Consider the following 11,533-nt stretch of genomic DNA (forward strand, 5'->3'; position numbering starts at 1 on the left):
GCCCGCGAGTCTCGTGATCGGTCACGCCGCCGAAGCGGTCGCCGCGATCAGGCGCGACGCTTGAGCTTGCGGCGCTCGCGTTCGCTGAGTCCACCCCAGATGCCGAAGCGCTCGTCGTTCTGCAGGGCGTACTCGAGGCACTCGCCGCGCACGTCGCACGAGGTGCAGATGCGCTTCGCGTCGCGGGTCGACCCGCCCTTCTCCGGGAAGAAGGCCTCAGGGTCGGTCTGCGCGCACAGGGCGTCGGCCTGCCAGGCGAGAGCAGTGTCCTCGTCGGCGACAGAGGGGCGACGCACGCCCGGCACGCCCAGATTGACCGGGTCGACGAACCAGTTGTCGGGGACGCCGGAGCGGTAACCGGTCATATCGTTCTCCCCACGTTTTCCCGATGCGCTGATGCGCGTGTTGGAATAATTACACCCTTGTCATTCGCCGCGGTCAAGTCGCAGATCGTAAACCCTCAACGCGGGATTGAACCTTCACGCACGATCGTCGGCGTGTCGCGGCCGCGCCGCACTCACGGAGGCGGGGGGTCAGGAGCCGGGCTGGGCCAGGAAGAGCTCGCCCGTGCCGGAGACCTCGACGGCGTCTTCATCGGCGATGTGCACGGCCGCGCCGGGGCGGAGCGCCGCCGCGCCCGAGGCCGCCCCGACGACGACCTCCCCGTCGGTGCACAGCGCGATCGCGGGGCCATGCACCGCGACGCGAACGGTGTCGCCGGCGACGGTGACACGCTCGAGGAGGAAATCGTCCACGGGGGTGTCGTAGACGTCGACCCCGTCGGCGAGGGGGCGCGGACGGATGACGGGAGCCGGGGCGGGAGCCGCGTCCAGCACGTGCAGCAGCTCCGGGACGTCCACGTGCTTGGGGGTGAGGCCTCCCCGCATGACGTTGTCGCTCGCGGCCATCAGCTCGACGCCCAGGCCCGACTGGTAGGCGTGCAGCACCCCCGCCGGCGCGAACAGCCCCTCGCTGCGGCGGAGGGTCACGAGGTTCATCAGGAGGGCCACGATCAGCCCGCCATCGCCCGGGAAGTCGGATGCCGCGGCGCGCAGCACCGCGATCTCATCGGCGAACTCCGGCCGCTCCGCCGTGGCCGCGGCGTCGAGAGCCGTGGCCACGGATTGCACCGTCGCGGCATCCGCCTCGCCGAGCGCCCAGGCGAGCACGTCGCGCAGAGCCCGCTCGGCGGCGGGGCCGTCGTCGTCGACGTCGAGGCGGCGCTGCAGCTGCGCGACGCCCGCGGGGACCTCGTCGCCGGCCGCGGCGAGCACGGACAGGAAGCGACGCGTCGCGGCGAGGGGGCGGAGCCCGACGAGCGCGCGGAACTCGTCGCTCAGGGCGACGATGATCTCCGGCTTGTGGTTGTCGTCGCGATAGAGACGGTCGGCGGCGTCGCGCGGGATGCCGGCGCGCTCCTCCCGCGCGAAGCCCTCCTGGGCCTGCGCGCGCGTCGGGTGGGCCTGGATGGACAGCGAGGATGCGGCGGCGAGAAGCTTCAGCAGGAACGGCAGGGCGGGACGTCCCGCCTCGGCGAGGGCCACGTCGAGGGTGCGTCCGTCGGACGTCCGCGACGGGCAGCCCGGGTGGTCGCCGTACCAGATCTCGGCTTCGGGAGCCCCCGTCGACTCGCGTCCTTCGAGGGCGGGGATGAGGGTCGTGGAACCCCAGGAGTAGTCGCGAGGATCGTTGGAGATCGGCGTCAGCATGCCCCCAGCCTAGGACCGCCGCCGCGCTACTCTGATCAGACCATGGCCGTCCACACGAAGCATCCGGTCGCGGCTGCGCCGACCGCGCCGATCCGCGCGACGTCGGGCCACCTGCTACTGCGGGGATGGTGCATCTTCGTCCTCGCCGCAGCCCTCGCCGGGCCCGCCTGGCCGCTTGCCCTCGGCATCCCCGGCACCGCCGTCCTCGTCGTCGCCGCCGGCGTCGTCTCGGCGTCGGTGTGGGCGGTGCTGCGTCCGCCGGTGCAATGGCGTCGGCTGCCGTGGTTCGCGCTCGCCTATGGACTGTGGGCCGTGTGCTCGCTGCTGTGGACGACGCATCTCGCCGCGACGGCCGCGACCCTCGTCCTGCTGCTGGTGACGACCGTACAGGCCGTCTTCGTCGGAGCGGTGCTCACCTGGCGTGAGCTGGTGCGGGCGATGGCGTCGGCACTCAAATGGGTGCTCGGGCTGTCGCTCCTGTTCGAGCTCTGGGTGTCCGTGGTCTGGCGGGGCGTGCTGCTTGCCGGTTTCGCGCGGCCCGACGGCGTCGTCGCCGACGGGGCCGTCGTCTGGTCACACGATCAGCTGCTGAGCGGCGGGCGTATCCAAGGCATCGTGGGCGATGCCACGGCACTGGCGTTCCTCGCGCTGCTCGGCATGGTCGTGTTCGCCGTCCGCTTCGCCTCACGTGCGCCGCGGCGCACGCTGCTGGCGGGGTGGTTCGCGCTGTCGGCGTTCCTCTTCTTCCGCGCCGGCTCCGCCCTCGGGTGGCTCGGCGCCGCGGCGGTCGTCCTGGTGCTGGCGACGGTGCTGGTCATGCGGACCACGAAGCGCGCCGGCGAGCGCACCCGGTATTACCTGGTCTACGCCCTGGTCGCCGCGGCCGGCATTCTCGCCGTGTGGTTCGGGCGGAGCCAGATCTTCTCCTTCCTCGGCCGCAGCACCGACCTCGACGGGCGCGAAGGGACATGGGCGCTGATCACGGCGAAGGCGCTCGAGCGTCCGGTGCAAGGGTGGGGTTTCGCGACGCCGTGGCCACCGCGAGACGCGGCATCCGTCCCGTGGATCGCCGACGTCGACCCGACCCTCACCCAGGCGCACAGCGTGTGGCTCGACGTCTTCGTCCAGCTCGGGCTCGTCGGCATGGTGCTCCTCGCCCTGACCTTCTTCGCGTACGTCTGGCGCTCCTGGTTCTTCGCCGTCGACCGACCGCGCTGGGACCTCGTCGCCGACCGGCCCTACTCCCCCGTGACGCTCGTACCGACACTGACCGGCGCGGTGCTGCTCGTGCAGGGCGTCGCCGACTCCGGTCCGCTCGTCGCCGGCGGATGGCTGCTGATCGTCATGCTCGCGTTCAAGATCAAGCAGGCACCGCTGCTCGGACGCGGAGCCTCGGAGGAGCGACTGGTCGGCGAGCAGGGCGAGACGGAGCGGGTGCCGCGCTGACGAGCGGGGAATGCGCAGGGGGCCGGGTTAGACTTCTCGCGCTATGGCCTCCACCTCTGCGCGCCCCGACGCGGCCTCGACCGAGACGTTCACGCCCGCCAGCGCGACGATCGCGATCGTCACCTACAACCGTTCTGGCCTGCTCACCAAGCTGCTCGAGAGCATCACCGCGATGGAGCCGAAGCCCGGCCACGTGGTGATCGTGGACAACGCGTCCACCGATGACACCACCGCGGTCGTCGAGTCGTTCCGCGACCGCCTGGGCGCCGAGCTGGTCTACCGCCGACTCGACGAGAACACCGGCGGATCCGGTGGATTCAGCGAGGGTATGCGCGTGGCGTACGAGCTCGGCTCCACCTGGATCTGGCTCATGGACGACGACGTCGAAGTGCTGCCCGACGGCCTCGCGAAGATGGGCGCGTGGGCGCCGCGGTTCAAGTCGATCCAGGGACGGCGCTACGACTTCGACGGCAGCGAGTTCTACTGGCAGTACCGCGTCGCGGAGCCTCTTGCGATTCCCATTCCGTTCGCACCCAGCGGCTTCGACGAGTCGGGCTTCAAGGAGATGAACTCCGGCTGCTTCGAGGGCATGTTCATCCACCGCGACATCGTGAGCCGGATCGGCCTGCCCGACCCGCGCTTCTTCATCTATTGGGACGATCAGACCTACGGCTGGCTCGCGTCGCGCATCACCACATCGGTGATCGTGAACGAGTTCGTGCTGCGTCGCACGCGCGAGATCAAGCAGTGGGACATGGGCATCCGCCACATGAACGCGTCGAGCAACGCGTACCGCTACTACATCATGCGCAACCGCGCGATCATCAAGCGCTACTACCGGAGCCTGGGGGTCTACAACCCTGTGCTCTTCGGCTTCGGCACCGCTTTGACGTTCGGCAAGGAGCTCATCCGGCTCCTGTTCGTCGAGCGCACCGTCCGGGGCACGTCGAACCTGTTCCGCGGGCTTCGCGACGGACGCAAGATCTCGCGGGATGCCGCCTGGAAGCCCATGCCGCCGCTGGTCGCGGCGGGCACGGCATCCTGACCTGTCCTTCATCCGCTCGCAACGCTCGGAGCCTCTCGTGACTCACATTCTGCAGAACACCGTCCTTCCCACCGAGCGCGATCCCGATCTGTTGCCGCTGTACGTGGATCCCGAGACGTGGACCTCGATCGACGAGGAGCCCGTGCGCGTCTCCAGCCGCGCACAGCTGGGCAACATCCTCGGTCGCACCACGGCGCGCATCGTCGCGGGGCGACGCGTGTCGTTCGGCACTTACTTCAACGCGTTCCCCGCGTCGTACTGGCAGCACTGGACGACCGTGCGCGACGTCACGCTCACCGTTCGCACGAACGGGCCCGCGACGATCCTCGTCTACCGCTCGACGGGCAGCGGCGTGCGACAGCGCATCGACACTCGCGAAGTCGACGGCGAGTCCACCGCAACGTTCGAGCTCACGCTCAATCAGTACAGCGACGGCGGGTGGATCTGGTTCGACGTCGCTGCGGACGAGAAGTCTGCGACGTTCGAGGGGGCGACCTGGTCGACCGCGACGGAACCGCGTCGGCAGGGCAAGGCGAGCATCGGCATCACCACCTACAACAAGCCCGATTACTGCATCGGCACCCTTCGCGCGCTGGCGGCCAGTCCCGAGGTGCTGCCGCTTCTGGACCGCGTGTTCGTCATCGATCAGGGCGATCGCCTGGTGTCGGCGGAGACCGGCTACGAAGAAGTCTCGGGAGCGCTCGGCGACACCCTGCAGATCGTGACGCAGCCGAACCTCGGAGGCTCGGGGGGCTTCGCGCGAGCGATGACCGAGACGCTGGAGCGTCCGGAGAGCGACTTCGTCCAGCTGCTGGACGACGACGTCCGCATCGAACCGGAGTCGATCCGGCGGTCCATCATGTTCGCGCGGTTCGCGACGATCCCGACGATCGTCGGCGCCCACATGTTCGATCTGCTCGACCGTCCCAAGCTGCACGCCTGGGCAGAGGTCGTCGACGAGATGCCCTTCATGTGGCGCACGCTCAACCAGGAGCGGATGCCCCACGACTTCTCCGTCGCGAACCTCCGCCAGTCGCCCTCGCTGCACTCCCGGCTCGATGCGGACTACAACGGGTGGTGGATGTGCCTGATACCGACGGAGATCATCCGGGAGGTCGGGCTCGCCCTACCGGCGTTCATCAAATGGGACGATGCGGAGTACTCGCTCCGCGCGCGCGACGCAGGCTTCCCGACGGTGTCGGTGCCGGGTGTGGCGCTCTGGCACGTGTCATGGGTCGGTAAGGACGACTCGATCGACTGGCAGGCCTACTTCCACGCGCGGAACCGAATCGTGGCGGGCCTGTTGCACTCTCGGGCGCCGCAGGGAGGCACCCTCCTGAAGCACAGTCGCCGCCTGGACCTCAAACACCTCATGATGATGCAGTACTACCCCGTGGCACTGCGCCACCGGGCGTTGCGCGACGTCCTCTCCGGCCCCGCACACATGCGAGCGAACCTCGCGACGGCGATGCCCCAGGCTCGCGCACTGTCTGCCGACTTCCCCGAAACCGTCGTGCACCGCGACACGGAGACGCCCTTGCGATCGAGGCGCGGACGCCTGGTATTCCCTCAGCGCAAACGCAATCAGCTCGGCAATCCCACCGGCATGCGGCTGCGCTGGTTCACGGCATCCACCCTCGCTGCGCACTGGCTGCACGCGCCGCGTCCCGAGAACGTGGCGCAACCGGAGGTCGAGTTTGGCAAAGACGACGCGGACTGGTGGCGCGTCCCGGTGTTCGACAGCGCCCTTGTGAACGCGGCGGATGGGTCGGGAAAGAATGTCTACACGCGCAACCGCGCTCAGTTCCGACGGATGCTGATCGACAGCATCCGTCTGCACCGCACGTTGCGTCGGCGGTGGGACCGGCTCGCCGAGGAGTACCGCAGCCAGCTGCCGGAGCTCGTCTCGGAGGAGTCGTGGCGGGGCACCTTCAACGACGGGACTCGCTGAGCCCCGTCGCGGCGCACCGACTCTCGGTCAGGCGAGCTGGTTGTTCCACAGCGACAGCGCGGACCCGATCGCCATGTGCATGTCCAGGTACTGGTACGTGCCGAGACGTCCACCGAAGTGGACGTCCTTCTCACCCTTGGCCAGTTCGCGGTACGCGAGCACACCCGCACGGTCGTCAGGAGTGTTGACCGGGTAGTACGGCTCGTCCTCGCGTGTCGCGAAACGTGAGAACTCCCGCATGATGACGGTCTTATCCGTCGGGTAACGGTCCGCACGCTCCGGGTGGAAATGCTTGAACTCGTGAATGCGGGTGTAGGGAACACCCGCATCCGCGTAGTTCATCACGCTCGTGCCCTGGAAGTCGCCGACCTCGAGCACCTCCTCCTCGAAGTCGAGCGTCCGCCAGGACAGCTCGCCTTCGGCGTAGTCGAAGTACCGGTCGACCGGGCCCGTGTAGACGACCGGCACCTGCCCGACCGTCGCCTTCTTGTTCAGCGGCTGCGACTCGTCGAAGTAGTCCGTCGACAGCTTCACCTCGATGTTGGGGTGATCCGCCATCCGCTCCAACCAAGCGGTGTACCCGTCGGTCGGCAAGCCCTCCCACGTGTCGTTGAAGTACCGGTTGTCGTAGGTGTACCGAACCGGGAGGCGGCTGATGATCTCCGCCGGAAGCTCCTTCGGGTCGGTTTGCCACTGCTTGGCCGTGTAGTCGCGGATGAACGCCTCGTACAACGGCCGGCCGATCAGGCCGATCCCGCGCTCCTCGAGGTTCTGCGCCGACTTCGGGTCGAACTCCCCCGCCAGCTCGTGAACGAGCGCGCGTGCCTCGTCTGGCGTGTACGCCGCCTGGAAGAATTGGTTGATCGTGCCCAGGTTGATCGGCAACGGGAACACGACACCCTTGTGGTTCGTGTACACGCGGTGGACGTAGTCCGTGAACGTCGTGAACCGGTTCACGTACTCCCACACCGTCGCGTTCGACGTGTGGAACAGATGCGCCCCGTAGCGGTGCACCTCGATCCCCGTCGTCGCTTCGTCCTCGCTGTACGCGTTCCCACCGATGTGGTGGCGGCGATCGATGACCGTGACCTTACGGCCAGCGGCAGCAGCACGCTCGGCGATCGTGAGGCCGAAGAAGCCGGAACCGACGATGAGGAGATCCATGAGCAGGTCGCTTTCCGATGAGGGATGCCGGTGAACGGCCGAACCGGACAATCCTACCGAGGGCGCATTCCGTAGGCTGTGAGGGTCATGACTCTCGAAATCTTCGTTCCGTTCTGGGGAGACCCACATCTCCTCTTCCTCACCGTCGAATCCGTGCGCGCGCAGAGCGACGGCGATTGGAGGATGACTGTCATCGACGACTGCTATCCGTCCGACGTCGTCGCGCCTTGGTTCGACGCGGTGAGAGACGAGCGGATCACTTACGTGCGCAACGACGTGAATCTGGGGATCACCGAGAACTACCGTGAAGCTATCCGTCGCGCGCGAGAGCCGTACATCACGATCCTCGGCTGCGACGATCTCATGCATCCGAACTACGTCGAGACCGTCAAGCGCGCCGTCGCTTTGCAGCCCGATGCCGATGTGATCCAGCCCGGCGTCGACATCATCGACGAGAAGGGACGAGCGATCCGCCCCCTGGTAGATCGTGTCAAGCAGCAACTGTTGACGCCTCGCCGGAACCCGGGCGTGGTGTCGCTGCGTGGAGAGGAGATGGCGACGAGCCTGATCCGCGGCGATTGGCTGTACTGGCCATCACTCACCTTCCGCACCGACACCCTGAAGCGGATCGACTTCCGCGAGGGCCTGCCAATCATTCAGGATCTCGCTCTGCTGATGGATATCGCCTTCGCTGATGGAACCCTCGTTTACGATCGCACGCTGGCATTCTCCTATCGTCGGCACGGCGGTTCGGCATCGCAGAAGACCCTGCTGGACGGGCGTCGATTCCGCGACGAGCGCACGTACTATCGACAGGCCACAGGCCTCGCCCGTTCGCGGGGCTGGCGGCGCACCGCGTGGACGGCGCGAGTACGCCTGATGTCGCGACTGCACGCCGTCACCGAGCTTCCGAGCGTCATCCGTCACGGAAATCGAGCCGGGATAGGATCGACGCTGGCCCACATCTTCGCGGTCTGAACACGCCCGTCGTTGCCAGGCACCAAGGAGTCCACTTGTCCGAACACGTGCTCATCACCGGCGGCGCCGGTTTCATCGGCTCGCGTCTGGCTCGCCGGCTGGTCGGCGCAGGTCACACGGTGACGGTCCTGGACGCTCTGATCCCTCAGGTCCACGGCAACGACCCCTTCACGACCTCGCCCCTCGTCGCTTCGCTCGACGGTGTCGCCGAAATCATCGAGGGGACGGTCACGAGCACGACCGACCTCGAACGCGCGCTCAGCGGCGCGACGGCGATCGTGCACCTGGCCGCGGAGACGGGAACCGGCCAGTCGATGTATGAGATCGATCGCTACGTCGAGACGAACGTCGGGGGCACCGCGAAGCTCCTCGACCTTCTCACGAAAACGGAGCACAGCGTCACGCGGCTCGTGATCGCTTCATCGCGATCGATCTACGGCGAGGGCTCTTACGTCACTGAAGACGGACGCCTCGTCTACCCCGGCGCCCGCGAGGATGCCGATCTCGCCGGCGGGGACTTCGAGGTGCATGTGCCGGGAGAGGGTTCGCTGACACCCGTCCCCACGTCCGAGGACGCGCTACTGCATCCATCCAGCGTGTACGGGATCACCAAGCACATGCAGGAGTCGCTCGTGATGACCGTCGCGCCGACCGTAGGCATCGAGCCTGTGTCGCTGCGTTATCAGAACGTGTACGGCCCCGGCCAGTCTCTGAAGAACCCCTACACCGGGATCCTGTCGATCTTCTCCACCCTGATCCGCCAGGGAAAGGACATCAACATCTTCGAGGACGGTCTGGAGTCCCGAGACTTCGTCTACATCGACGATGTCGTCGAGGCGACCTTTCTCGCCACCACCCGGCCAGAGGCGGCGGGCGCCGTGTTCAATGTCGGCTCGGGAGTCGCAACGAGCGTGCTCGACGTCGTCGAGGCGCTGTTCGATGCCTTCGGCACCCAGGTGCCGACGCGCGTTTCGGGCAACTACCGGCTCGGAGACATCCGGCACAACGTCGCCGACACGAGCAGACTCGCCGAACGTCTAGGCTTCACCCCGTCGGTTTCCTTCTCGGAGGGCGTGCGCCGCTTCGCCGAATGGGTTCACACCGAACCCATCGAGGGCGATTCCTATCAGCGTTCTCTCGATGAGATGGCGGCCCGGAAACTGCTCAAGTGACCTCGGCCACGGCGCGGTGGATCGACCCCCACCGCAACTCGCTCAACCTGCTGAGACTCGTCCTCGCAGGCATGGTGCTCATCCACCACGTCTTTCCCGTCACCGGTCGAGGCGAGGGTATCGACATCACCCCCGGCGAATCGATCGGCGGGTGGGCGGTCTTCGGTTTCTTCATGATCTCGGGGTACCTGATCGCGGGGGCGCGTCTTCGTTCCGACGGCGGGCGATACCTCATCAACCGCATCGCGCGTCTCTTCCCGGCATTCTTCTTCGTCAACATCATCACCGCCTTCGCGCTCGCACCCATCGCGTACCGGCTCCAGCACGGCTCGCTGTCAGGGTTCCTCAGCACCGCCAACACTCCCGCCAGTTACATCCTCGGCAACGCCTGGCTCAAGATGACCGACTATTCGGTGGCGGGCACTCCGGCGGGCGTGCCCTACCCGCTTGCCTGGAACGGGTCGCTGTGGAGTCTTTACTACGAGTTCACGGCGTATCTGCTGATCGGTCTGTTCTGCGCGCTGCCGCTCGTCCGACGCCGCGTGTGGCCCATGGCGCTGGCGTTCATCGCTTCCTGCGCACTCAAGATCTTCGTCGGTCCCGCCACCGTCCTGATGAGCGGACTGGCCGGCGATGTGGTGCAGTTCAGCCGACTGCTGCCGTTCTTCTTCGGTGGCGCTTTGATCTTCATGATCCGCGAGCGCCTCGGGCACCGCTTCCCCCTCACCTGGTGGGGAGTTCTCGGCGCTCTCGCGGTGACGGTCGCTCTGGTGGCCCTCTTCCCGCGGTTCGGCGCTCAGCTCGCGGCCCCTCTCCTGACCTACGTGCTGCTGTGGGTCGGAGCGCGCGTCCCCTCTCCCGAGCTGTTCCGCGTCCACGATTTCTCCTACGGCGTCTATGTGTGGGGCTTCCCGCTGACCCAAATGCTCTGCGTCCTGGGCTGGGCGACGGCCCCCTTGATCGCTTTCATCCCCGTACTCGTCCTGGCGACGGCGGTGATGGCCGTCGTGTCCTGGTTCCTCGTGGAACGACCGAGCATCCGCTGGTCGCGCGGAAAAAAGAACCCCTTCGGTCAGCTTCGCGCCGAAGCGCGGTAACACGTCAGCTCAACGCGTACTGCCGCTTCACGTAGGCGCGGAACAACCCCGCGTACAGCCGTGGGGCGACACTCAGCAGTAGAGCACCCCCGCCGAGAAGCGGCGCGCGGCGCAGCGCCGTCGCGACAAGCCGGGGGCTCAAGCGGCTGCGGCATCCCGCCAGCACGGCATCGCCGGCCGCGCGGTCCGTCGAACGCATCGCGGACTGCGCCGTCAGCAGATAGAAGAGTGTACGGCAGACGGCGAAGGCGTTCGCATGCGAAGCGGGGCGGAGCCAGTCGCCGAGAGCATCGGCGGCGAAACGCAGCGCCGCGTCCGCCTCATCGACCCGCGGAACCCGACCCCACGTCAAAGAACCTGCCGCGACGTGGTATCGAATCAGCGCATCCGGGATCGAGACCACGGTGCTCACCCGCGACAGCGCGACCACACCGACGACCTGATCCTCGAACCGGTGGATGTCTTCGGGATAGGCGAGGCCGGCGAACGCTGCTCTGGCGATCAGCTTGTCCCAAGGGAACGGAGTGATCCTGCCCGTGAGCATGTCCTTCGCGGCATCATCACCGGAAATCACCCCCTGTCGGCGCGAGTGCGCGGCACGCGCGCGCCCGTCGGGAAGGACGACGGTCCGTCCGCAGACCACCGCCTCGGCATCCCCTCGAGATGCGTGCATCCGCCAGAGGAAAGACGGGGCCCACTCGTCATCGGCGTCGAGGAAGGCGATGAAATCTCCCCTCGCGTGCTTCAGCCCAGTGTTGCGCGCGGCGGAGATCCCCCTGTTCTCGGAGTGTCGGAGGATGCTCACTCTCGCATCCGGCACCGCAGCCAGAACGTCGGCCGAGCCGTCGGAGGACCCGTCGTCGATGATGAGCAGCTCGAAATCCCGATCTGTCTGCGAGAGGACGGACCGCACGGCCCTCTCGACGGTCGCCTCACTGTTGAACACGGGAAGGATAACGCTGGTCCGCACG

Annotated in this window: 10 protein-coding genes; 6 read left to right on the top strand and 4 right to left on the bottom strand. The window is 67.3% G+C overall.

Translation table 11 applies throughout. The annotated features are described in order from the left end of the window. Nucleotides 1-47: 47 nt before the first annotated feature. Complete coding sequence (locus DEU37_RS10805) at nt 48-365, bottom strand: WhiB family transcriptional regulator (RefSeq protein ID WP_005048276.1); 318 nt, start codon at nt 363-365, stop codon at nt 48-50. A 168-nt stretch (nt 366-533) separates the two neighbouring features. Further along, nucleotides 534-1,709: a mannose-6-phosphate isomerase, class I gene (manA, locus tag DEU37_RS10810; RefSeq protein ID WP_121190676.1), complete on the bottom strand. Its 1,176-nt coding sequence runs from the start codon at nt 1,707-1,709 to the stop codon at nt 534-536. A gap of 42 nt (nt 1,710-1,751) precedes the next feature. Here manA and DEU37_RS10815 point away from each other — a divergent pair, with 42 nt between their 5' ends. The 3 genes from DEU37_RS10815 to DEU37_RS10825 are packed head-to-tail and all read left to right on the top strand — an operon-like array spanning nt 1,752 to nt 6,151. Beyond that, nucleotides 1,752-3,155, top strand: coding sequence for an O-antigen ligase (locus DEU37_RS10815; RefSeq protein WP_121190677.1), 1,404 nt, complete (start codon nt 1,752-1,754; stop codon nt 3,153-3,155). A gap of 43 nt (nt 3,156-3,198) precedes the next feature. Next, the gene (locus tag DEU37_RS10820) at nt 3,199-4,200 is read left to right on the top strand and encodes a glycosyltransferase family 2 protein (protein ID WP_121190678.1); all 1,002 of its coding nucleotides are present in this window, start codon (nt 3,199-3,201) and stop codon (nt 4,198-4,200) included. A gap of 37 nt (nt 4,201-4,237) precedes the next feature. After that, nucleotides 4,238-6,151, top strand: a complete 1,914-nt coding sequence (locus tag DEU37_RS10825; RefSeq protein ID WP_121190679.1) for a glycosyltransferase — start codon at nt 4,238-4,240, stop codon at nt 6,149-6,151. Between the two features lie 27 nt (nt 6,152-6,178). Here the strand turns inward: DEU37_RS10825 and glf are convergent, their stop codons facing one another. Next, nucleotides 6,179-7,315 carry a UDP-galactopyranose mutase gene (gene glf / locus DEU37_RS10830; RefSeq protein ID WP_121190680.1) on the bottom strand — a complete coding sequence of 379 codons (1,137 nt, stop codon included), beginning with the start codon at nt 7,313-7,315 and terminating at the stop codon, nt 6,179-6,181. 87 nt (nt 7,316-7,402) lie between these two features. Between glf and DEU37_RS10835 the strand changes: the two genes are divergently transcribed. Genes DEU37_RS10835 through DEU37_RS10845 form a run of 3 tightly spaced genes read left to right on the top strand, consistent with a single transcriptional unit; the run spans nt 7,403 to nt 10,562 of the window. Further along, nucleotides 7,403-8,293 (top strand): glycosyltransferase family 2 protein, encoded by an 891-nt coding sequence (locus DEU37_RS10835; RefSeq protein WP_121190681.1) that lies wholly within the window; start codon nt 7,403-7,405, stop codon nt 8,291-8,293. Nucleotides 8,294-8,328: 35 nt separating this feature from the next. Next, nucleotides 8,329-9,465, top strand: coding sequence for an NAD(P)-dependent oxidoreductase (locus DEU37_RS10840; protein ID WP_121190682.1), 1,137 nt, complete (start codon nt 8,329-8,331; stop codon nt 9,463-9,465). After that, nucleotides 9,462-10,562 (top strand): acyltransferase, encoded by a 1,101-nt coding sequence (locus DEU37_RS10845; RefSeq protein ID WP_121190683.1) that lies wholly within the window; start codon nt 9,462-9,464, stop codon nt 10,560-10,562. The genes DEU37_RS10840 and DEU37_RS10845 overlap by 4 nt, the downstream gene beginning before the upstream one ends. A gap of 4 nt (nt 10,563-10,566) precedes the next feature. Here the strand turns inward: DEU37_RS10845 and DEU37_RS10850 are convergent, their stop codons facing one another. Next, nucleotides 10,567-11,532 carry a glycosyltransferase family 2 protein gene (locus DEU37_RS10850; protein WP_183043655.1) on the bottom strand — a complete coding sequence of 322 codons (966 nt, stop codon included), beginning with the start codon at nt 11,530-11,532 and terminating at the stop codon, nt 10,567-10,569. Nucleotide 11,533: the final 1 nt, after the last annotated feature.

Source organism: Microbacterium sp. AG790 (assembly GCF_003634765.1).
GTDB lineage: Bacteria > Actinomycetota > Actinomycetes > Actinomycetales > Microbacteriaceae > Microbacterium.